The sequence below is a fragment of the Streptomyces sp. NBC_00440 genome, from assembly GCF_036014215.1.
Taxonomy (GTDB): Bacteria; Actinomycetota; Actinomycetes; order Streptomycetales; family Streptomycetaceae; genus Streptomyces.
Genome location: NZ_CP107921.1, coordinates 5263516 through 5285430, shown reverse-complemented (window position 1 = coordinate 5285430; position 21915 = coordinate 5263516). Strand labels below are relative to the sequence as shown.

At 70.7% G+C, this 21915-nt stretch carries 17 protein-coding genes and 2 pseudogenes; 10 read left to right on the top strand and 9 right to left on the bottom strand.

Translation table 11 applies throughout. The annotated features are described in order from the left end of the window. Positions 1-6: 6 nt before the first annotated feature. The 5 genes from OHB13_RS23935 to OHB13_RS23915 all read right to left on the bottom strand — a co-directional run bounded on the left by OHB13_RS23935 (position 7) and on the right by OHB13_RS23915 (position 5011). On the bottom strand, positions 7-1344 hold the full coding sequence (locus OHB13_RS23935; RefSeq protein ID WP_328378444.1) for a CpaF family protein: 1338 nt from the start codon (positions 1342-1344) through the stop codon (positions 7-9). Then, the gene (locus OHB13_RS23930; RefSeq protein WP_328378443.1) at positions 1341-1685 is read right to left on the bottom strand and encodes a TadE/TadG family type IV pilus assembly protein; all 345 of its coding nucleotides are present in this window, start codon (positions 1683-1685) and stop codon (positions 1341-1343) included. Before OHB13_RS23930 ends, OHB13_RS23935 begins: the two co-directional genes overlap by 4 nt. Before the next feature lie 143 nt (positions 1686-1828). Beyond that, a complete protein-coding gene (locus OHB13_RS23925) occupies positions 1829-3439 on the bottom strand; it encodes an AAA family ATPase (RefSeq protein ID WP_328378442.1) in 1611 nt (536 codons plus the stop codon). A gap of 7 nt (positions 3440-3446) precedes the next feature. Next, positions 3447-4160, bottom strand: a complete 714-nt coding sequence (gene cpaB / locus OHB13_RS23920) for a Flp pilus assembly protein CpaB (RefSeq protein WP_328378441.1) — start codon at positions 4158-4160, stop codon at positions 3447-3449. Further along, positions 4157-5011 (bottom strand): hypothetical protein, encoded by an 855-nt coding sequence (locus tag OHB13_RS23915; RefSeq protein WP_328378440.1) that lies wholly within the window; start codon positions 5009-5011, stop codon positions 4157-4159. The genes cpaB and OHB13_RS23915 overlap by 4 nt, the downstream gene beginning before the upstream one ends. A gap of 297 nt (positions 5012-5308) precedes the next feature. Here OHB13_RS23915 and OHB13_RS23910 point away from each other — a divergent pair. Then, a pseudogene (locus OHB13_RS23910) lies at positions 5309-6313 on the top strand (chitinase); the annotation flags it as partial. A gap of 106 nt (positions 6314-6419) precedes the next feature. Here OHB13_RS23910 and OHB13_RS23905 read toward each other — a convergent pair. Together OHB13_RS23905 and OHB13_RS23900 are read right to left on the bottom strand one after the other, a co-directional pair. Continuing rightward, positions 6420-6857 carry a hypothetical protein gene (locus OHB13_RS23905; protein WP_328378439.1) on the bottom strand — a complete coding sequence of 146 codons (438 nt, stop codon included), beginning with the start codon at positions 6855-6857 and terminating at the stop codon, positions 6420-6422. 103 nt (positions 6858-6960) lie between these two features. Then, positions 6961-7788 carry a S1 family peptidase gene (locus OHB13_RS23900; RefSeq protein ID WP_266853708.1) on the bottom strand — a complete coding sequence of 276 codons (828 nt, stop codon included), beginning with the start codon at positions 7786-7788 and terminating at the stop codon, positions 6961-6963. Positions 7789-8028: 240 nt separating this feature from the next. On the opposite strand from OHB13_RS23900, the pseudogene OHB13_RS23895 reads away from it, so the two are divergent. After that, a pseudogene (locus tag OHB13_RS23895) lies at positions 8029-8253 on the top strand (transposase); the annotation flags it as partial. Between the two features lie 80 nt (positions 8254-8333). On the opposite strand, the gene OHB13_RS23890 reads toward OHB13_RS23895, so the two are convergent. Then, positions 8334-9209, bottom strand: coding sequence for a LysR family transcriptional regulator (locus tag OHB13_RS23890; protein ID WP_328378438.1), 876 nt, complete (start codon positions 9207-9209; stop codon positions 8334-8336). 93 nt (positions 9210-9302) lie between these two features. Here OHB13_RS23890 and OHB13_RS23885 point away from each other — a divergent pair, with 93 nt between their 5' ends. The 3 genes from OHB13_RS23885 to OHB13_RS23875 all read left to right on the top strand — a co-directional run bounded on the left by OHB13_RS23885 (position 9303) and on the right by OHB13_RS23875 (position 12663). Beyond that, the gene (locus OHB13_RS23885; RefSeq protein WP_328378437.1) at positions 9303-10334 is read left to right on the top strand and encodes a hydroxyacid dehydrogenase; all 1032 of its coding nucleotides are present in this window, start codon (positions 9303-9305) and stop codon (positions 10332-10334) included. Positions 10335-10345: 11 nt separating this feature from the next. Continuing rightward, the gene (locus OHB13_RS23880) at positions 10346-11488 is read left to right on the top strand and encodes a mandelate racemase/muconate lactonizing enzyme family protein (RefSeq protein WP_328378436.1); all 1143 of its coding nucleotides are present in this window, start codon (positions 10346-10348) and stop codon (positions 11486-11488) included. A 362-nt stretch (positions 11489-11850) separates the two neighbouring features. Further along, positions 11851-12663 carry a sugar phosphate isomerase/epimerase family protein gene (locus tag OHB13_RS23875; RefSeq protein ID WP_266853712.1) on the top strand — a complete coding sequence of 271 codons (813 nt, stop codon included), beginning with the start codon at positions 11851-11853 and terminating at the stop codon, positions 12661-12663. A gap of 36 nt (positions 12664-12699) precedes the next feature. Here the strand turns inward: OHB13_RS23875 and OHB13_RS23870 are convergent, their stop codons facing one another. Then, entirely contained in the window at positions 12700-14112 is a 1413-nt protein-coding gene (locus OHB13_RS23870; protein WP_266853713.1) for an aminopeptidase P family protein, read from the bottom strand. 143 nt (positions 14113-14255) lie between these two features. Between OHB13_RS23870 and OHB13_RS23865 the strand changes: the two genes are divergently transcribed. The 5 genes from OHB13_RS23865 (at position 14256) to OHB13_RS23845 (ending at position 21896) form a co-directional block, all read left to right on the top strand. Continuing rightward, entirely contained in the window at positions 14256-15239 is a 984-nt protein-coding gene (locus OHB13_RS23865; protein ID WP_328378435.1) for a LuxR family transcriptional regulator, read from the top strand. Between the two features lie 404 nt (positions 15240-15643). Next, positions 15644-15871 carry a type A2 lantipeptide gene (locus OHB13_RS23860; RefSeq protein WP_266853715.1) on the top strand — a complete coding sequence of 76 codons (228 nt, stop codon included), beginning with the start codon at positions 15644-15646 and terminating at the stop codon, positions 15869-15871. A gap of 106 nt (positions 15872-15977) precedes the next feature. After that, positions 15978-16784, top strand: a complete 807-nt coding sequence (locus OHB13_RS23855) for an HlyD family efflux transporter periplasmic adaptor subunit (RefSeq protein WP_266853716.1) — start codon at positions 15978-15980, stop codon at positions 16782-16784. Then, positions 16781-19039, top strand: a complete 2259-nt coding sequence (locus OHB13_RS23850; RefSeq protein WP_328378434.1) for an NHLP family bacteriocin export ABC transporter peptidase/permease/ATPase subunit — start codon at positions 16781-16783, stop codon at positions 19037-19039. The genes OHB13_RS23855 and OHB13_RS23850 overlap by 4 nt, the downstream gene beginning before the upstream one ends. 1 nt (position 19040) lies before the next feature. Beyond that, positions 19041-21896, top strand: coding sequence for an NHLP bacteriocin export ABC transporter permease/ATPase subunit (locus OHB13_RS23845; protein WP_266853718.1), 2856 nt, complete (start codon positions 19041-19043; stop codon positions 21894-21896). The last annotated feature ends 19 nt before the right edge of the window (positions 21897-21915 follow it).

The following is a 21915-nucleotide window of genomic DNA, read 5'->3' as shown; positions in this document are numbered from 1 at the left end:
GCTGCCCTACCTCGCCTCTCTCGTGTTGAGCGGGTCGACGCCTTCCACCACACCGAACGCGGGCGGCAGCGCCTCGTTCGCGAGGTACAGCCGCTCCGCGATCCTGCGCGGCAGCGGCAGGTGCTCGAACCGGCCGTGCACGACCCGGTCCGCGGTCATCGGCCGGGCACGGAACCGCGAGACCGTGGAGATCTGGAAGCGCTCGCGCCCGTGACTGACGAGCAGCACCAGCTCGCTGACCTTGCGGGAGCCGTCGGCGTGCCGGGCCAGCTGGACGATGACATCGACCGCGCTGTTGATCTGGTCGCGCAGCGCCTCGAAGGGGATCTCCACCTCGGACATGGACCCCAGGGTCTGGAGTCGCATCAGCGCGTCCTCGGCGCTGTTGGAGTGCACGGTGGCGAGCGAGCCGTCGTGACCTGTCGACATCGCCTGGAGCATGTCGAGCGTCTCGCCGCCGCGCACCTCGCCGACGATGATCCGGTCGGGGCGCATCCGCAGCGAGTTGCGGACGAGGTCGCGGATGGTGATCTGGCCGTTGCCCTCGACATTGGCCGGCCGGGTCTCCAGGCGTACGACATGGGCCTGCTGGAGCTGGAGTTCGGCCGCGTCCTCGACGGTGATGATGCGCTCGTGGTCCGGGATGAGGCCGGAGAGCGCGTTGAGGAGCGTGGTCTTCCCCGATCCGGTGCCGCCGGAGACGATCACGTTGAAGCGGGCCCGGACGAACGCGGTGAGCAGCAGCAGCATCTGCTCGTCGAGCGTGCCGAGCGCGATCAGTTCCTGGAGGCGGTACGCGCGGGGGAAGCGGCGGATGGTGAGGGTGGGGCCGGTCAGGGAGAGCGGCGGGATGATGACGTTGACCCGTTCGCCGGAGGGCAGGCGGGCGTCGACCATCGGATTGGACTCGTCGACCCGGCGGTTGACGGTCGACACGATGCGCTCGATGGTCTGCATCAGCTGCTCGGTCGAGGCGAAGCGCATCGGGAGCTGCTCGACGCGTCCGGCCCGTTCCACGAAGATCGAGTCGGGGCCGTTGACCATGATCTCGGTGATGGACGCGTCTTCGAGGAGCGGTTCCAGTACGCCGAGGCCGAGCGCCTCGTCCACGACCCGGCGGATCAGCTGGGAGCGCTCGGCGGTGGAGAGTACGGGGCCCTCGCGGCTGATGATGTGGCCGAGTACGCGCTCCAGCCTGGCGCGCCGGTCGGCGGCGGCCAGCGAGGACATCTCCGCGAGGTCGATCTCCTCCAGGAGCTTGGCACGGTAGACGGCGACCTGGTGGCCGTCCTCCCGGCCGCCGCCGTGCTCCTCGGGGGCGGCGATGCGGGCCCGCAGACTCATGGTGCCTCCCTGTCGTTCCCGGCTGTGGCACTCGCGGCTGTGGTGTCGTTCGGCATGACGACGGTGCGGTGGACCGGGCCGAAGAGGTGGAAGCCCGGCAGCACGGACGGGACGGCGATGGTGGCGGTCGCGCTCACGGTGTCGCCGCCGCTGACACGGACGGTGGTGTTGCCCTGGAGCCAGCCGGACACGGCGTCCTGTCCGGCGGCGCTCCCCGTACCGGCCTCCAGGGCTTCGGTGCGGGCGGCGGCGCGGGCCGCGGTGCCTGCCTGGTTGGCGGTGTAGCCGACGATGCCGAGCTGGATGGCGGCCATGCCGATGAAGAGGAGGATCGGGAGCATGCCGGTGAATTCGAGGATGGCGGTGCCACGGTCGTCGCGGCGGCGGATGCGGGTTTCGGGGGCTCCGCCCCCGGACCCCCGGTCCTCAATTGCCCCCGGACTTCGTCCGGGGGGACCCCCAGGACGGGCTTGTTCTTGCCGCTTCATCCCCCGTCCCCCTCAAGCGCCGCCCCCGCGCTCCCGTCCACCGGCCACGGAAAGTTTCCGGCCCCCGGGAAGAGCACCGGGGTGCGCAGGTGGACCGTCGCCTTCATCAGGTTTCCCGACGCGCCGCAGGACACCGTCGCCGCCCCGCGCCAGTTGGCCGGCAACCGTTTCAGGCCCGCCTCCCGGCAGCCCGCCGTCGAGCCGTCGACCGCGTACGAGGACGTGGCCGTCCGTGCCGCCTCGTCCGCCGCGTTGCCCGCCAGGGAGAACGTGTAGCCCCACAGCACGCACTGCCACATCGCCACCAGGACGAAGGCGATCAGCGGGGCCATCCCGGCGAACTCGACCAGCACCGCGCCCCGGTCGCTGTCGAGCTTGCTGCCCCGGACGCGCAGCCGGCCTCCCCGGGCGCCCCTGCCGTGCGAGGCCGACGCGGGCGCCTTCACCAGGCCGAGTTCCCCGGCCAGGCCCCACATGGCCTGCTTGACCGTGGAGCGGCTGTCCAGGTCCTGCATCCGGCCCGCGTCCACCGCCCCCTGGAGTTCCTTGAACCCGGCCGGGATCGCGGCGCGGGCCGCCTTCGTGCCGGTGATGCGCTCCACCAGCGGCGGCTGGATCTCGGCGCTCCGGGTGGCCCGGTTGACGACGGTGACCGTCTCCTCCGCCTTGCGGACCTGGAGCCGGTCCCACATCCGCACCATCCGCTTGGCGGCCCGGACGGCCACCACGTCGGGGGTGACCAACAGCAGCGCGTGGTCGGCCATTTCGACCGCCGCCGCGTTGGCGCCGGTCAGCTGGGTGCCGCAGTCCACGACCACGATCTCGTACCGGTTGCGCAGCGCGCCGATCGCCTGCCGGGCGACCCGGTCGGTGACCTCTTCGCCGCGTTCGCCGTCGCCCGGCGCAAGCAGCAGTCCGATCCCGGTCGGGTGCGCGTACACCGCGTCCTGGATGACCCGGGGCGAGATGTCGGCGATGCCCGCCAGGTCGGCGATGGAGCGGCGGAACTGTACGTCGAGGTAGGAGGCGACGTCACCGGACTGGAGGTCGAGGTCGACCAGGGCGACGGACCTGCCGGACGCCTGGGCGGCCAGCGCGAGCTGGACCGCGGTGACGGTGGCGCCGACCCCGCCCTTCGCCCCGGTGACCGTGACGACCGTGCCGCCGGGTCCGGCGGCCGGGTCGGGCCCGCCGCCGAGGTGGCGGCGTACGCCGGTGGACCAGGAGGCCGCGTTCTGCACCCGGGCCGCCAGCTCCTCGTAGCCGAGGGGCAGTCCGATGAGGCCGCGGGCGCCCGCGTCCATCGCCGATGTGTAGAGCAGCGGGCTGATGTCGGCGGTGATGAGGACGACGCCGACCGCCGGGAAGCGCAGCGCGACCTCCCTGATCAGTTCCAGCGCGGGGGCCGGGCCGATCCGTTCGTGGACGAGGACGACCTCGGGCAGCTCGTCGAGCGACTCGGCGGCCAGCCGGGCGAGCAGGTCGAGCAGCGAGGTCGAGTCGGCGACCGGCGGGAAGGGTTCCGCGTCGGGGAGCTGGCTGAGCAGGGTGATCACCGCGCGCGCCGCGTCCGGGTCACCGGCCACGGGGAGGATACGAGTCGTCATCGGTCCCTCACTTGTCGCCGTCGAGGGTGTAGGTGCGGTCGCGCTGCGGGACGGCCGGGCTGCCGCCTGCCGCGACGAGCGCCAGCCGGACATGGGTCGCGAAGGACTCCGCGTACGCGACGCGCTGGGCGTCGAGCGTCTTGAGGGCGAAGGTGATCGGGACGGCGTCGGTGGCCTGCCGGGAGCGGTCGCTCTCGTTCTGACCGGGGTCGAGGGCGGTGAGCTTGCCGACGTCCACGACGCGCGCGTTGGAGACGATGACCTTGGAGGTGTCGGGGACGCCCTTGTCGTCGCCCTTGAACGTCGCGTAGATGTTGACGTCGGAGCCCGGTGTGATCTTGCCCGCCACCCCGGTGGAGGCGTCGATCATGATGGCGATCTCCTGCTCGCCCGCGCCGAGTTCGGGCTGCTGGACGATCATGTCGCTCTGCAGCAGTGAGCCCTTGCGCAGCTGGGTGACGGCGATCTTGCCGCGCACCTGGGCGAGATCGGTCACCGCGTTGCCGGAGAGCCACTTCCGTGGCATCCGCGTCTCCTCGAAGTCGCCCGGGGTGAGCTGCTTGTACGGGGCTATGTCGCTTCTGACGCGGTACGCCGTGACCTCGGGGCCGACTTTCGCATTCACGTCGCGGATGACCGAGAGCACACCGATGATCGCGGCGACGGCGCAGACGGCCGACAGGATCAGCAGGACGACGCCGCGGCGCTGGCGGGAGTTCACTGGGCGGGCCTCTCAAGCTGGGCGTGCGGATCGGCGAACGGCGCGGAGCAGAACCCGCAGCGGTCTCCTATGAGTTCGAGCCCGCACCAGCGGCACAGCTCGCGGCGTACGGAGGAGACCAGCTGGTGGAGGACGGAGAGCTCGGGGATGGCCGCGGCGAACTCCACGAGCCGGGGTGTCGCCCACCAGCCGGCCGAGTCGGCGGGCAGCGCGGTCTCCAGATGGCCCTGGACCCGCCAGGCCGGGGCGAGCACCGTGGTCACCCAGTCGGACTGGAGCTGGCCCCTGGCCACGAGCAGCCGGGTCGCGAACGACGGCCCTTCGAGCAGGCCGGGTTCGGCGCCGGTCACCTTGGCCAACTGCGGTACGGGCGAGGCCAGTACGGCGAACTGGGAGCCCGGCAGCCAGGACTTGGCGTGCGCCGTCAGGGAGACCGGTACGTGGTCGAGCCGGGTGACCGTCGGCAGCAGCGCCCCCGCGTAGATGTAGTGGGCGAGCAGCCGGGCCGCCGACGCGAGGACACCGGGGCTGAAGTCGCAGACGGAGAGCTGGCGCAGCTGCCGGACGAGCACCGCGACACCGAGCGGCGGCAGGTCGACGGGCAGCAGGGCGATGCGGTCGCTCTCCAGGACCGAGCGGACGGCGTGCAGCCGCTGGACGCAGTGCGCGGGCAGCGCCGCCGCGTACGGCACGATGACGTAGCCGTGCTGTTCGAGAAGCGCGTGCAGGTCGGCGACGGCGGCTTCGAGCGACTGCGCGGACGGCGGCTGGAGCACGGCGGCGAGCGGGGTGTGCCGGTCGGACGACGGCAGCACGAGGTCGCCGCTGGTGACAGCTATGGCGGTCGGCACGTCGTGGTCCCCCGTTCACAGCGAGTTGCTCCTGCCTCAGCACTGTATCCAGGGGACACGCCGGAAGAACCACAACTGCCCAAGATTCATTGGATCTTGGCCGGCGGGCAACCGGCCCGGAAGACGGAGAAACGGTGGAGAAGATGCCGCCGCCCGGACAGATCCCTTGACATTGCAATTGGTCTGGACCAGCTTGGTGGCATTCAGCGGTGGCCACCGTTCCGTATCCCAGCCCCCACCCCCCACACCTGGAGGCCGTACGTGAAATCCAGACGATCCACCCGCGCCTGGCTGGGCACCGCCGTAGCAGCGCTCGCGGCAGCAGCCCTCTCCTTCGCCGGGACGACGGCCCAGGCCGCCACCAACACGGCGGGCAAGGCTGCCACTTCCACCACGACCGCCCGGGTCGCCACAGCCGCCCCGCCCGCCCACGCCGTCACGGGCTACTGGCAGAACTTCAACAACGGCGCCGCCGTCCAGAAGCTCAGCGACGTACCGGCGGACTACGACATCATCGCGGTCGCCTTCGCCGACACCGGCAGCTCGCCGGGCGCCGTCACCTTCAACCTGGACTCGGCCGGGCTCGACGGCTACACCCCCGACCAGTTCAAGGCCGACATCAAGGCCAAGCAGGCGGCGGGCAAGTCCGTCGTCATCTCGATCGGCGGTCAGAACGGCACCGTCTCGGTCAGCGACTCGGCGTCGGCCGACAACTTCGCCAACTCCGTCTACGCGCTGATGCAGGAGTACGGCTTCAACGGCGTCGACATCGACCTGGAGAACGGCCTCAACTCCACCTATATGTCGCAGGCACTCAAGTCGCTCGCGTCGAAGGCCGGTTCGGGCCTGGTCGTCACGATGGCCCCGCAGACCATCGACATGCAGTCGACCTCGAACGAGTACTTCAAGACGGCGCTCGCCATCAAGGACATCCTGACCGTCGTCAATATGCAGTACTACAACAGCGGCTCCATGCTCGGCTGCGACGGCAAGGTCTACTCGCAGGGCACGGTGGACTTCCTCACCGCGCTCGCCTGCATCCAGCTGGAGGGCGGCCTCGACCCCTCGCAGGTCGGTCTCGGCGTCCCCGCGTCGTCGAGTGCGGCGGGCAGCGGCTATGTCGCACCGAGCGTCGTCAACAACGCGCTCGACTGCCTCACCAAGGGCAGCAACTGCGGCTCCTTCAAGCCCTCGAAGACCTATCCCGGACTGCGCGGCGCGATGACCTGGTCCACCAACTGGGACGCCACGGCCGGCAACGCCTGGTCCGGCGCGGTCGGACCGCACGTCCACAGCCTGTAGCCGGAACAGCCCGCAGCGATCGCAGCCCGTATCGACCGCTGCACCCAGCACGGCAGCGCCGCCGCTCCCCCGGCGGCGCTGCCGCCGTGCGTACGGGACCGGCCGGCTACTGCGGCCGTCCGCCGAGGTAGTACCCGAGCACCGGGGCCAGTTCGACGAACCACTGCTGAAGCGTGGCGCCGTTCCGGGCGTCCACGGCGCACTCGTAGTACAGGCCGTCGGCCAGCACCACCGCCACCATGAGCGTGGTGCCCCCGTAGGAACCCTTGTAGGGCACCGCCCGGATGTGGCTCCAGGCGAAATCGGCCGTCCGGCCGCCCCGTTCGAAGGAGACGCCTTCACTGTCGACGACCACGGCGTTCCGCCGGTCCGTGGCGAGGAAGTCGGGGCCGCCGTCCGCGAAGGACGCGGAGCCCGCGGGTTGTTGAGGCACGGGTGGCGGCGCCGGAGCGTACGGCGGGGGCGGCGGCCCGAAGCCCTGCGGCTGCTGGGCCGGGGAGTACGGCTCCGGGGCCGTGCCACCGTACTGTCCGGTCCCTGACATGTGCGGGCCCCCTCCTGCTCTCGGTTCACCGCCCAGTATGACCGGGCGCACGACGGCGCCCGCCGGTCCCCCGGCGGGCGCCGTCACCGATGCGGCCGGATCCCTACGGCTTGGGCAGGGTGCAGCCCGAGCGGCTCAGGTCGATCTTGCTGCCGGCGCCGACGCACGGCACGATCCCGTACGTCTCCTCGGCGTAGTTGATGCCCTGGTGGATGGTGACGTTGCCGTTCTCGTCCACCTCGCACGGGTTGTTCTCCGTGCAGCGCTCGCCGTCCTCGTTACCCGTGTTGTTCACCGCGACGACCTTGCCCGTCGCGGTGTCGACCACCGGCGATCCCGAGGTGCCACCGATGGTGTCGCAGGCCGAGGTGTAGCGGACCGAGTCCTTCCAGGTCCAGTCACCCTCCTTGAGGCGGTAGACGAAGCCGTCCACGTTGCAGCTGTAGATCTTCTTCCAGTACCCGGAGACCACACTGATCGCCGTGCCCTGCGTGGGATGGGCGGCGTTCAGCTCCAGCGCCGAAATCCCGTACTTGCTCTGTATCTGCGCGTACGTGGAGGTGAGCTGGTACAGCGAGATGTCCGTGTCGGTCATCGTCGCGTAGGCAACCTTGCTCGCCTTGAGCGTGGCGACCGAACTGCCCGCGGCATTGAGCAGCGAGAAGGTACGGCTGGACGGCTGGTCGGTGATGACCTGTCCGGCGGCCGGGAAGCCGGTCTCCAGGCAGTGACCGTTGGAGAGCACCAGCGCGGGGTCGTCCGGCTGGGAGTCCGGCGTGCGGACGACGGAGCCCGAGCAGTTGCTCAGCGCCACCGTTCCCGCGAAGTCGGCTGCTTTGACCGTGGGGCGGCTGGTGGCCGCCACCGCGGGTGTCGCTGCCGCGCCCATGAGGAAAAGGGCGAGCAGTGCGCCGACGAGAGGCTTCTTCATGTGGGGGGTCCCCTCTGTGACCGAAGTTCTTCCGGTTTGACATGCGCATTCTTAACGCAAGAGGGGGTTACGGGGAAGAGCACACCCCTGGGGACAACCCCCACCACCCGGTCCAGACCCCGCTCCATCACCCGCCCCCATTTGCCGGTCGGTCCGAGGACTGGCGTCATGCCGTGTTGCTTCAGGGGGAGTTGGGGGTGCGAGACGGCTACTGGAACGGTCAGGCGCAAGCCATAGGAGATGGGGGACGCGCTGTGGGAGCGGGTCGAGCCACTGCGGCCGGTGGTGGCGCGGCGTTTCCGTTACCCCGGTCGCAAGCGACTCGACCAGCGGAAGGTCAGGTGCGGGATCCCGTTCGTGCTGTACACAAGGATCCCGTGGGAGTTCCTGCCGCAGGAGCTGGGCTTCGGCTTCGGCTTCGGCTTCGGCTCAGGCATGACGTGCTGGCGGCGGCCGAGGGACTGGAGGGGCGGGAAACGCGAAACCGTCACGTAGACGGGTGGCGGGGCTTCGGTCGAGGTGGCGTGGCCGGTTTGCGGGTCCGGCTATTGCTCGCGCAGCGACTCCGCCAGCCGCTGCAGCGCCGGGTTCGGGTTGTCGGGGCTCCAGCAGGCATGCAGTGTCACCGAATGTGCTTCGGCTGTGTCGAGTTCGCGGTACCGGACACTCTCGACCTTCATCGCCGTGATCGACCGCGGGATCAGCGCGCATCCCAGTCCGGCCCGCACCAGCGCGAGCATCGTCGGTACTTGTGACGCCAGTTGGCTCACGGCGTACCGGTCCATCCCGATCATCGCCGCGCAGATGTCGTGCAGGTACTGGGATCCTTCCGGGCTGTACCCGATGTAGTCGTCGGTGACGTCGGTCAGCGACACCGGCCCCTCGCCGGACGCCAGCGGATGGGAGTCCGGTACGGCGAGCACCAGGTCCTCCGAGTGCACCAGCAGCGACTCGAACTTCTCCGGGATCGGCGGCCGCACCAGCCCGAGATCGATCTCGAGATTCGCCAGCGCCTCGAACTGCGCCGGACTCACCAGCTCCGTCAGCTCCGCCGTCACGCCCGGCGTCCGCTTGCCGACCATGGTCAGGAAATCCGCGAGTACGGCGTAGGCGCCGATCGCGGTGAACGCGAGCCGCAATGTCCCGGTCGTCCCGTCGGCCGCCCGCCGGGTCGCCTCCGGAGCGACCTCAAGCAGCGCGAGCACGCGGCGGGCGTGCTCCAGGAACACCGCGCCGGCCGCGGTCAGCCGGACACCGCGGCCGAGGCGGTCGAACAGGCGGACACCGAGTATCCGCTCAAGTCCCTGGATCTGCCGGGTCAGTGGCGGCTGGGTCAGGTTCAGACGCTGCGCCGCCCGCCCGAAGTGCAGTTCTTCGGCGACGGCGACGAACCCACGGAGTTGCTGAAGCGTGAAATCCATGCGCACACGGTATCGGTTGATGCGAAATCGGGCTTGGACCTGCATGACGGAGTGCACCTACCGTCAGATTCACGCCAACCCGAAGGAGTTCCCGTGCCGAATCCCAAACTCGCCGCCCTCATCTCCCCCGAACGTGCCGCTGAGGTCGTCGACGCCGGCACGCGACGGCTTCTCGAGGAACGTTTCGAGGTCGTCTGGGCGGAAGCCGGGCACGCGGCGGGTCCGGCCCAGCCGGGCCGGCCTCCTGCTCTCGACCCGGCCACCCTGCCCGAACTGGTCGCCGGCGCCGACGTCCTGCTGACCAGCTGGGGTACGCCGAAGCTCGGCAACGAGCTGTGGGCCGACGGCCAGGGCCCGAAGGTGGTCGCACACGCGGCCGGCACGGTGAAGCACCTGATCGACCCGGTCATCCTCGACCACGGCGTCGGCGTCTTCTCAGCCGGCCGGCGGATCGCGTGGTCGGTCGGCGAGTACTGCCTCGGCGCCCTGCTGACCCTCGCCCGCCGGCTTCCCCGGTTCGACGGCGCGATCCGCTCCGGCGGCTGGAAGCAGACGGAGTACCGCGGTCACGAGCTGGCCGGCGCCAAGGTCGGGATCATCGGCGCGAGCAGCACCGCCCGCGCACTGATCGCCATGCTCAAACCGTTCGGCTGCGACCTCGCCGTCTACGACCCGTACCTGTCGCACGCACACGCGCAGGAACTCGGCGTACGGACGACGACGCTCGAGGACGCCGCACGCAGTGCGCTCCTGAGCATCCACGTCCCGAACGTGCCCGAGACGAAAGGCATGATCACCCGCGAGCTGATCGAGACCCTGCCCGACGGCGCGGTCGTGGTCAACTCGTCGCGCGGCCCTGCGGTCGACCAGCAAGCACTCCTGGACCACGCGCTGGGTGGCCGGATCTACGCGGCCCTGGACGTCTACGACCCCGAGCCCTCGACGTTCGACGCGACGATCCTCCAAGCCCCGAACCTCCTGTTCACCCCGCACATCGCGGGCGACACCGCCGAAGGTCACCTCGCGCTCGCGGGCTATGTGCTGCGCGACGCCCTGCAGTGGTTGGCCGACGGCACCCGCGGACCGAGCTTCGTCGAGCCGGCCGCCTGGTCGATCACCGCCTGAAAGGACCACCGATGTCCCGCATCACCCAGGTCGAGGTCTTCCCGGTCGCCGTACCGTTCGCCCGCCGGTTCGTGCTCGGCAGCGGAGCTGTCGGCGCACCCGACGCCGCGCCGGACCAGTCCGCGGCGGTGATCTTCGTCAAGCTGACCACCGAGGACGGCGTGGTCGGCTGGGGAGAACAGCGCGCGCTCCCGAGCTGGAGCTACGAGACCGCCGAGACGATGGCCGTCATCATCCGCCGCCACCTCGCGCCGATCCTGCTCGAACTCACACCGTTCGATGTCGAGCTCTTCCAACGGCGCGCCGCCCAGCGCCTGAGTCCCGCGGTCTCGAACGGCTTCCCGTTCGCCCGCGCGGCGGTCGACGTCGCGATGCACGACGCGGCCGGCAAGCTCGCGGGCGTCCCCGTGCACGCGCTGCTCGGCGGCAAGGTGCACGACGAGATCCCGCTCTGCTCGGCGATCGGGGTCGGCGACCAGGACGCGGTCCGTGAGCACGCACTCCAGTCGTCGGACTATGCGGCGTACAAGATCAAGATCGGTGGTGATCTGGACGCCGACACGGCGGCGATCGAGACCGCCGCGGAAGTTGCCGGCGACAAACCGCTGTGGCTCGACGCGAACCAGTCGTACCGCCCGGCCGCCCTCAAGCGACTCCGCGACCGGACGGCGCACGTCCGCACGATCCACTGCGTCGAGCAGCCCGTGCCGAGCACCGACACGCTGGCGATGGGCCGGTTGCGTGAGCTGATCGACCTGCCGATCGCGATCGACGAGGGCAGCTTCTCCGCGCAGGACCTGGCGCGCGCGATCCGGCTGGACGCGGCGGACCTGGTCGTGATCAAGGTCTGCAAGTCCGGCGGACTGCGCAACGCCCTGAAGACCGCCCAGACCGCGCTGGCCGGCGGTCTCGAGATCCTGGCCAGCGGCCTCACCGACTGCGGAATCGCGTTCGCCGCCGCACTGCACGTCTTCAGCCAGCTCGAACTCGCCCTGCCCGCCGAACTCAACGGGCCGGAGCTGCTGACGGATCTGTACGTCGACGGGCTGACCATCACCAAGGCCGTCGCAACGGTCCCCACAGCCCCTGGACTGGGCGTCGAGGTCGACGAGGAGCGTATCCGGGCCGAGTCGCTCAACCTGCTCTATCGCTGAGGAGAACCATGATCAGCAAGTGTCCCGCCGCAGCTTCGTCGAGCTCAGCTCTTCGCCTGTTTCCTGGTCACCGCGGTCACGCTGATCATCTTGTTCTTCCTCACCCAACGCTGGTTCGTCCGCGGAATCACCATGAGTGGCCTGGGAGGCCGCTGATGCCGAATCCGCGGCCTTCACCAAACCCTGGGCGGCACTGCCCGGTGACCAGGCCGGGCGGCTGATCGCCGGGACCGGATCCGACACCGCCCAGGTGCCGGCGCCCGCCACGGCGTACCGCACGCTCGCGGACGGACGAACTGCCCACCCGCCTCGCAGTTGCGGAGTCAACCGCGCCGTGCCCCTTGAGAGAAAGGCAGCGCCAGATGCAAACGGTCCTGTTCACCAAGCTGTTCGGCGACCGCGAAGTCGCCGAGGTCGCCGACACGAGCGCCGATCTCGGCTTCGACGGCGTCGATCTCCTCATCCGGGACGGCTTCACCGCCTCCCCGACGAGCCCTGCCGACATCTCCACCGCGGTCTCCCGCTGCCGCGAAGGCGGATTGTCGGTGCCGCTGGCGACGACCGACCTCAGCGATCCCGCGGCCTACCCGGCCCAGTCCGTGCTCGACGCCTGCGCCGCGGCCGGGATCGGCACGGTTCGGCTCGGCTTCTGGAAGTACGACCCGCACACTCGGGTCACCGAGCAGATCGACCGAGCCAGGCGCGATCTCGACGTATTGGGCGAGATCGCAGAACGGGCCGGTGTCCGGCTCGCGCTGCAGCTGCACGGCGGCACCGTGCACAGCTCCGGCGCGCTCGCGCACCGGCTCCTCGACGGGCGTGATCCGGCCACGTTCGTCGCCTACCCGGACCCCGGGAACCAGGTGGTGCAGGAAGGCCGGGAGGACTGGCGGTTGACCTTCGACCTGCTGGCGACCTGGCTCGGCTGCGTGGGGGTGAAGAACGGCGGCTGGTACCCGGCCGCCCTCGACCCGAGCGGCCGGCGGGCATGGGCCTCCGACTGGTTCGGACTCGCCGACGGCATGGTCCCGTGGCCTGCGATCATCGCCCACCTTCGAGCAGCGGACTTCGGCGGCGTACTCACCCTGCACAGCCCGTACGCGCTGCCCTACGCCCAGGTGCTCGACCGGACCCGGACCGACGCGGCGTACATCCGGCGGCTGATGGCCGGATGAGCATCCCACCTTCACCGCAGGGCCCGCTGAGCGCACTCAGCCGGCGAAACGGGCCATCCACGCCTCGACCTCGTCCGCCGACCGGGGCAGACCGTCCGACAGGTTCTCGTTGCCGTCGTCGGTGACGAGCAGGTCGTCCTCGATGCGGACGCCGATGCCGCGCCACTCCTCGGGCACGGTGAGGTCGTCCGGCTGGAAGTACAGGCCGGGCTCGACGGTGAGCACCATGCCCGGCTCCATTACGCCGTCGACGTACTCCTCCTGCCTGGCCTGCGCGCAGTCGTGGACGTCCAGACCGAGCATGTGACCGGTACCGGCCATGGTGAAGCGGCGCTGGAGGCCGAGTTCGTACGCGCGGTCGGCCGGGCCTTCGATGAAGCCCCACTCGACCAGCCGGGTCGCCAGGTGGCGCTGCGACGCCTCGTGGAAGTCGCGGTACGCGGCGCCCGGCTTGACGGCGGCCATGCCCGCTTCCTGGGCCTCGTACACCGCGTCGTAGACCTTGCGCTGCACGGGCGTGAAGGTCCCGTTGATCGGGAGGGTGCGCGTGACGTCGGCCGTGTAGAGGGTGTTCGTCTCGACGCCCGCGTCGAGCAGGAGCAGGTCGCCGGGGCGCACCGGACCGTCGTTGTCCGTCCAGTGCATGATCGTGGCGTGCTCGCCCGCTGCGCAGATCGAGCCGTAGCCGACGGCGTTGCCCTCAAGGCGTGCGCGGCGGAAGAACGTGCCCTCGATCCACCGCTCGGACGACGCGATCGCCGTGGAGAGTTCACCGATCACATCGGTGAATCCGCGCACCGTGGAGTCCACGGCCTTGCGGAGCTCCGTGATCTCCCACTCGTCCTTGACGAGCCGGAGATCGCTGAGCGCCTCGTCGAGTTCGGCGTCGCGCACCTCATCGGTGGTGACGGCGGCCGTCAGGGCCGGGTCGACACCGCGGACGATCCGGGTCGGCGCGGCGGGGGCGGCGGCCAGGTCGTCGGCGGCCGTGCGGATGTCACGGCAGGGCAGGCCGAGCACGAGCTCCGACTCGGCGAGGGAGCGGCGGCGGCCCATCCACAGCTCGGCCGTGGGGCCGGTCCAGAACTCGTCGTTGTCCCTGCTGTCGCGCGGCAGCTGGTAGCAGTAGGCGTCGTGGCCGCCGTCCGCACGGGGTTCGAGGACGAGCGCGCCGTCCCGGACCTGGTCTCCGGTCATGTGCACATAGCCCGAGTACGGCCGGAAGGGGTAGGTGTCGTCGTTCGAACGGACCTTGAGGTTCCCGGAGGGAATCACGAGGCGTTCGCCCGGAAAGCGCGCGGAGAGCGCCGCTCGGCGGCGGGCCGCGTGCGGGGACTGCTCGGCGAGCGTCAGGTCGTGCCGCTCGGTGTCCGCCCAGCCCGTCCGCATCAGAGCGGACAGCTCATCGGAGATCCCTGAGTAGAGACCGTTCCTCCGGCCTTTCGCCACGTCGTACACCTTCCTCTGGATGGATCCCGCAGCCACTCGGCGGCTCCCGGACGCTACCTCGCACCGCGCGCGTTCGGGGCGGAAGAGTGCCAGTGGCACAGATCGGACAGACACCCCGGCGGGAGCCACCGATAATGGGGCATATGACGAACGCGAAGCTCGGTGAGGCCCTGCGGCTCCTGGGAATCGATCACTCGGCGGTCCGGGTCTATCTGGCGCTGCTCGAACTGGCCCCGGCCCCGCTGAGTGCTGTCGGCGCCGCGGCCGGTCTGGACGGTGCGGAACTGACCACGGCTTACGGCGCACTGGTCGACGCCGGTCTGGCCAGTGCCGCCGGGTCGGGCGGGGACGTGGTGGCGCCGGTTCCGCCGACCGCCGGTCTGGAGATCCTCGCCAGACACCGGGCGGCCGAGGTCGAGGAGTCGCGCATCAGCGTCGGGGGCGCGTTCGAGTCGTTCCGGCGTCAGCGGCTCGCCGCGTACAACGACCACCTGGTCGAGGTCGTGACCGGCGAGGCCGTCGGACCCAGGATCCGCCAGGCGTGGGCGAGCGCCCGCGAACAGATCCGGCAGTTCGAGTCACCGCCGTACTTCCCGCTGTCCGGCGCCACGGACGACGCGCTGGCGACGCTGGCCCGCGGTGTGACACAGCGTGTCGTGTACTCGCGGGCGTCGCTGGAGCACCCGGGCCATCTGGAGGAGGCCGTCGAACCGTGCATCAAGGCCGGTGAGCAGGCGAGGGTGCTGCCGTCGGTGCCGGTCAAGCTCGTGATCATCGACGAGGCGTACGGGCTCGTGTCGCTGTCGATCAAAGAGGCCGACGTGCACAACACGATGCTGGTCGTGCAGCCGTGCGGCCTGCTCTCCGCGCTCATGGCACTGTTCGAGCAGTCCTGGCAGAACGCCCTGCCGTTCCACGGCCGCACCGCCCGCCCGGGCGGCCTGCCGCCCGCCGACCGCCGGCTGCTGTGGCTCCTCGCGGGCGGCACGAGCGACGACGTCATCGCCCGCGAGCTCGGAATCAGCCGCCGCACGCTCTTCCGCCGCCTGCAGATCCTGATGGCCCAGCTGGGCGCCGCGAACCGCTTCCAGATGGCCTTGCAGGCACAGCGCTCCGGATGGCTGTGATCGGAGCGCTGTGAAGCGGGACCGAGCAGCCGGGAACCCCACCGGCCCCGGCCGCCCCATGAGCATCTCCAGTGAACCTGCACACCGACTGCGCAGTCCGGTCACTGCGTCCCGAGAACACGCACAACCCGCAGAATTGACGTTGGTCATTAATGCGGGAGTGTCCACTTTGGTGAATGTCACAGCGCCCCGGGTAATGCGAACCTATCGATCCCGTGAAGGGGCTGTCCCGGGTCGGTGAACAGACCTGCACTCCGCCGCAATTCTGTGACCACACAGCCCCTGAGCGGGGACGCTCCGAGTGGATGTGCGAGGGGCCATCGTGCTTTGATCCTCCGCACCGCGGGAGTTGCACCACTGATTCCCGTTTTCTCGAATTACCCCTGAGAAAGGCCGCTCACATCATGAACTCCGTCCCCCAGGTTCAGACCCTTGAGATCTCCGACGCCGACCTCGACAACGTCTCCGGCGGTCTCGTCGGTGGCCTCGTCAGCAACGTGACCGGCACGGCCGACTCCATCGCCCCGGTCTCGGGCCTCGTCGGCGGCGTCGCCGGCACGGTCGCGGGTCTGACCGGTGTCAACACCGGCGCCGTCACCGGCACGGTCACCGGCCTCATCGCCGGCGCCTGAGCCACGGCTCCACACAGGCCCCGGAACCTTCCCCAGGGTTCCGGGGCCTGACGGCGCCGTCAGGGCCTGTCGGTCCACCGGCTCCGCAACGTAAGGGAAGAATGTCGTGCAGTTCCGCCAACAGGCCCTGTCCAAGCTGCAGTCGCCCGAGGAACTCGACCTTCCCGTGCGGCTCGCCAGACCGCAGGGACTGCTCGCCCTGGTCGTGACGGTCGTCGTGATGGCCGCCGCGTCCGTGTGGGCGGTCACCGGGTCGGTGTCGTCGACCCTCCGCGCACCCGGCATCCTGACGCACGCGCAGGGCAGTTACGTCCTCCAGAGCCCCGTCACCGGTCAGGTCACGGGCGTGCTCGCCAAGGAAGGACAGCGCCTGGCCGCCGGCGCGCCCGTCCTCAAGGTCCGTACGGAGCAGGGCGACCGGCTCGTCCGCGCCATCGACGCGGGCCGGGTCACCACACTGTCGGCCGGGATCGGCACGGTCGTGACCACCGGCGCCGATGTCGCCACCGTGGAGAAGACCCGCAGCGCCGGGGATCCCCTCCTCGCCATGGTCTACGTCCCCGCGGACAGCGCGGGGACCGTGCCGGTCGGCGCTGACGTCGATCTCACCGTCCAGTCGGCGCCGGAACAGCAGTACGGGATGCTGCGGGGCCGCGTACAGGCCGTGGGGCACGGCGCGCAGACCCAGCAGCAGATAGCCGGCTTCCTCGGTGACAAACAGCTGGCCGGGCAGTTCACGAAGGGCGGCCCGACGGTCGCGGTCCTCGTGAAGCTGGTCAAGTCCTCCGCCACGAAGTCGGGTTACGCGTGGTCGTCCGCCGGCGGACCGCCGTACGCGCTCGACTCCATGACCCCGGCCTCGGGCGCCGTGCACCTCGCCGGGCAGCACCCGATCGATTGGCTGCTTCCGTGAGCCCCTCCCCCGCCGCCCAGCAGCAGCTGCCGCCGGCCGGCCACGGCCGCCGCAGGGCACGCCCCGCGCCCGCGCCGCAGCGCCGCCGCCACCGGACGGTCCGGACGCCCACCGTCCTCCAGATGGAGGCCGTCGAGTGCGGCGCCGCGTCCCTGGCCATGATCCTCGCCCACCACGGCCGCCATGTCCCCCTCGAAGAGCTCCGCATCGCCTGCGGCGTCTCGCGTGACGGCTCGCGGGCCAGCAGTCTCCTGAAAGCGGCGCGGAGTTACGGCCTGACCGCCAGGGGCATGCAGATGGAGCCGGCCGCCCTCGCCGAGGTCAAGGCGCCCGCGATCCTCTTCTGGGAGTTCAACCACTACGTCGTCTACGACGGCATGGGCCGGCGCTTCGGCCGGCGCGGCGTACACATCAACGACCCGGACAAGGGCCGCAGGTTCGTGCCCGCCGAGGACTTCGACACCAGTTTCACCGGCGTCGTCCTCGTACTCGAACCGGGCGAAGGATTCCGCGAGGGCGGCCGCAGGCCGGGCGTCCTGAGGGCGCTGCCCGCGCGCCTGCGCGGCACCACGGGCACGATGCTCGCCGCGCTCCTCGCCAGCCTGCTGCTGGTCGCGACCGGCGCGGCGCTGCCCGCGCTCAGCCGCACGTACATCGACATGTTCCTGCTCGGCCATCAGACATCGCTCCTGGGCGCGCTGTTCGCCTCGATGGCCACGATGGTGGCGCTCACCGGCGTCCTCACCTGGCTCCAGCAGGCGAACCTGCTGCACGGGCGCATCATCGCTTCGACGCTCAGCAGCGCCCGCTTCCTGGGGCATCTGCTGCGGCTTCCCGTGACGTTCTTCGCGCAGCGCAGCCCGGCCGACCTGGTGCAGCGTCTCCAGTCGAACGACGCGGTCGCCGAGACCCTCGCGCGCGATCTGGCCGCCGCCGGAGTCGACGGTGTGGTGGTGCTGCTGTACGCGGCGCTGCTGTGGACGTACGACCCGCAGCTGACGCTCGTCGGGGTGGGCATCGCGCTCGGGAACGTCGTCGCGATGCGGATCGTGATCCGGCTGCGCGCCACGCGTACGCAGAAGCTGCGCGCGGACACCGCCCGGCTCACCAACACCTCGTACACGGGCCTTCAGCTGATCGAGACGATGAAGGCGACGGGCGGCGAGAACGGCTACTTCCGGCGCTGGGCCGGGCAGCACGCCACCACGCTTGAGGAGCAGCAGCGCCTCGGGGTGCCGAGCGCGTGGCTGGGCATCGTGGCGCCGACCCTGGCGACGCTGAACAGCGCGCTGATCCTGTGGATCGGCGGTCTGCGCGCGGTCGAGGGGCATCTGTCGGTGGGGCTCCTGGTGGCGTTCCAGGCGCTCGTGGTCCGCTTCACCGCGCCGGTCACCCGTCTCAACGGCGTCGCGGGCCGCATCCAGGACTTCGCCGCCGACGTGACGCGGCTGAAGGACGTCGAGAACTTTCCGGTGGACTCCCTGTACGCCCGTTCCGACGATGCCCCGTCCGGAACAGCCGGGAGCACGCGCCGTCTGAAGGGGCACGTCACGCTGGACGACATCACGTTCGGCTACAGCCCGCTCGACAAGCCGCTCCTGACGGGTTTCTCGCTGACCGTCGGACCGGGGCAGCAGGTCGCCCTCGTGGGCGGTTCGGGCAGCGGCAAGTCGACGGTGTCGCGGCTGATCTCCGGTCTGTACACCCCCTGGGAGGGCACGATCCGGATCGACGGGCAGCGTCTGGACGACATCCCGCGCGGCGCGCTGACCGCGTCCGTGTCCTTCGTCGACCAGGACGTGTTCCTCTTCGAGGGCACGGTCCGTGACAACGTCGCGCTGTGGGATCCGTCGATCCCCGACGAGGCGGTCGTCGACGCGCTCAAGGACGCGGCGCTGTACGACGTGGTGGCGCGCAGGCCCGGCTCCATCCAGGGCCGTGTCGAGCAGGACGGACGGAACTTCTCCGGCGGGCAGCGCCAGCGGCTCGAAATCGCGCGTGCCCTGGTCCGGCGGCCGAGCGTCCTCGTGCTCGACGAGGTGACCAGCGCCCTGGACGCCGAGACCGAGCAGATCATCATCGACAATCTGCGGCGCCGCGGCTGCGCGTGCGTGGTGATCGCGCACCGCCTCAGCACGGTCCGCGACAGCGACGAGATCGTGGTGCTCGACCACGGCCAGGTCGTGGAGCGCGGCCGCCACGAGGAACTGGTCGCCGCCGGGGGGCCGTACGCCGACCTGGTCAGGGAGCACTGACGTGACGTACCCGCACCAGGAGCACACCGCGGGCGACCAGGTGACCGCCGCGTTCGGCGCGCTGGGCGTGCCGGTCGACTGCACCGGCCTGCGCAGCCTGCCGCTGGAGGGGCCGCAGGTCCTGTGGCTCGTCGTCGGGGGCGCGCTCGACCTGTTCGCGGTGGACGCCGCGGCGCAGGGGCACTGGCACTTCCTGGGCCGGCTGGAGGCGGGGACCCTGCTCCTCGGTCCGGTCGAGGGGCCGCAACACACGCTGGTGGGGCGGCCGTTGCAGGGCTGCGCGCTGCGCCGGATCGCGCTGCGGGAACTGCAGGGCCCCGACCACGGCGACGGCTCGTGGGCGTACGACCAGCAGTACCTCAGCCAGTACGACACCCAGGACGCGGCGCTGAGCCTCCTGGAGCACGCGTTCGCGCTGGGCGTGGGCCGCAGTCAGCGGGTGCTGTTCGAGGCCCCGCTCGACGGCAGGACCGCCGGCGACGACTCCGTGGGCGACGACGACATCCTGTGGCTGCCGGTCATGCCGGGCAGCGTGCAGTACGGGGCGTCGTACAGCGCGGACGCGGCCGGCGACCTGCTGGTCGACGGGTCGATGTGGCAGCGCATGGTCAACCAGCAGTTCCGGCTGCTTTCGGCCCTCGACCGGTGGATCGAGCGCCTGGAGAGCGCGCACGAGACCCGTACGGCGGCCGGTATCAAGGCGGGCGAGACCGTCCGCGAGAACGCCGACCGGACACTGCTCGCGTCCATCGGCAGCCAGAGCAGGGGAAGTTCACGGCGTACGTCCTCCGGATACGGTGACGACGCGACGTACGCCGCGTGCAAGCTGGTCGCCGACGCGGCCGGGATCACGCTCACCGAGCCCGCGCGCAGCGGCGCGGTCAGCGACCGGATCGACCCGGTCGAGCAGGTCGCGGTCGCCTCGCGGATCCGCAGCCGCGCGGTCCGGCTCGACGGCCGCTGGTGGCGCGAGAACACCGGCCCCCTGGTGGGACACCGGGCCGCGTCCGGCGCCCCGGTCGCGCTCCTGTGGCGGCGCGGCGGGTACGAGGCGGTGCACCCCTCCAGCGGACGGCCCACCCGGATCGACGAGGACAACGCGGACGAGTTCGAACCGCGGGCCGTGATGCTGTACCGGCCGCTACCCGACCGGCCGCTGAGCCCGCTGCGGCTGCTGCGGTTCAGTGCGCGCGGCACCAGGGGCGATCTGCGGAACCTGCTCGGCGCGGGCCTGGTGACGGTCGCGATCGGCGCCCTGGTGCCGGTGGCGACCGGGCGGGTCCTGGGCGAGTACGTGCCGAACGCCGAGTCGGACCTCATCGTCCAGGTGTCCGTCGCGGTGATGGTGACGAGCATCGTGTCGGCGGCGTTCATGCTGCTCCAGAACCTGACGATCCTGCGGATGGAGGGCCGGATCGAGAGCGCGCTCCAACCGGCCGTGTGGGACCGGCTGCTGCGGCTGCCGACGCGCTTCTTCGCCTCGCGCTCCACCGGCGAACTGGCCAGTGCGGCGATGGGCATCAGCTCGATCCGCCGGCTCCTGTCGGGGGTGGGCCCCGTGGTGGTGCAGGCGGGCACGGTCGGCACGCTCAACCTCGTCCTGCTGCTCTGCTACAGCGTGCCCCTCGCCCTGGCCGCTCTCGGGATGCTGGCGGTGATCGCGGCCGTGTTCCTCGCCCTCGGGCTGTGGGAGCTGCGCTGGCAGCGGCGCCTCGTGGTGCTCGGCAACAAGCTCAACAACCAGGCGTTCCAGACCCTGCGCGGACTGCCGAAGCTGCGTGTCGCGGGCGCGGAGAGCTTCGCGTACGCCGCGTGGGCCGGGGAGTTCGCGCGCAGCCGGGAACTCCAGCGGCGCGCGGGACGCGTCAAGAACCTCACCACGGTCCTCAACTCCGTCTATCTGCCGCTGTGCTCACTGGTGATGTTCATGCTGCTCGCGGGCCCGGCGCGGGGCAGCATGTCGGCGGGCGACTTCCTGACGTTCAGCACCGCGGTGACGATGCTGCTCACCGCGGTCACGCAGCTCACCGGCGCGGCGCTCTCGGCGGCGGCGGTCCTTCCGATGTTCGAGCAGATCAAGCCGGTGCTCGACGAGGCGCCCGAGGTACGCGCCGCCAGCACCCAGCCGGGCGCCCTGACGGGGGAGATCGAGGCGCGCGGGGTGTCCTTCCGGTACACGGACGACGGCCCGCTCGTCCTGGACGACGTGTCGCTGTCCGTCCGTCCTGGCGAGTTCGTGGCGGTCGTCGGCCCGAGCGGCTGCGGCAAGTCGACGCTGCTGCGGCTGCTCATCGGCTTCGACCGGCCGGTCTCGGGGGGCGTCCTGTACGACGGCCAGGACCTCACGGCACTCGACCAGGCGGCGGTGCGCAGGCAGTGCGGGGTGGTGCTGCAGAACGCCCAGCCGCTGACCGGTTCGATCCTGGACTGCATCTGCGGTGCTGAGGTGTTCACGCAGGAGGAGGCGTGGGAGGCGGCGGCGATGGCGGGTCTGGCCGAGGACATCAAACAGATGCCGATGGGCCTGCACACGATGATCGCCGGCGGCGGCGCGATCTCGGGCGGCCAGCGCCAGCGCCTGATGATCGCGCAGGCGCTGATCCGTCGCCCCCGCATCCTGTTCTTCGACGAGGCCACGAGCGCACTCGACAACGAGACCCAGCGCACGGTCATCGACAGCACGCGCGCACTGAACGCGACCCGGATCGTCATCGCACACCGCCTGTCGACGGTCATGGACGCGGACCGGGTGGTGGTCATGGCGGACGGCCACATCGTCCAGCAGGGCCCCCCGGCCCAGCTCCTCGCGGACACGGACGGCCGCCTGCACGAGCTGGTACGGCGGCAGATGGCATAGGGGCGGCCGGCCGGAGCAG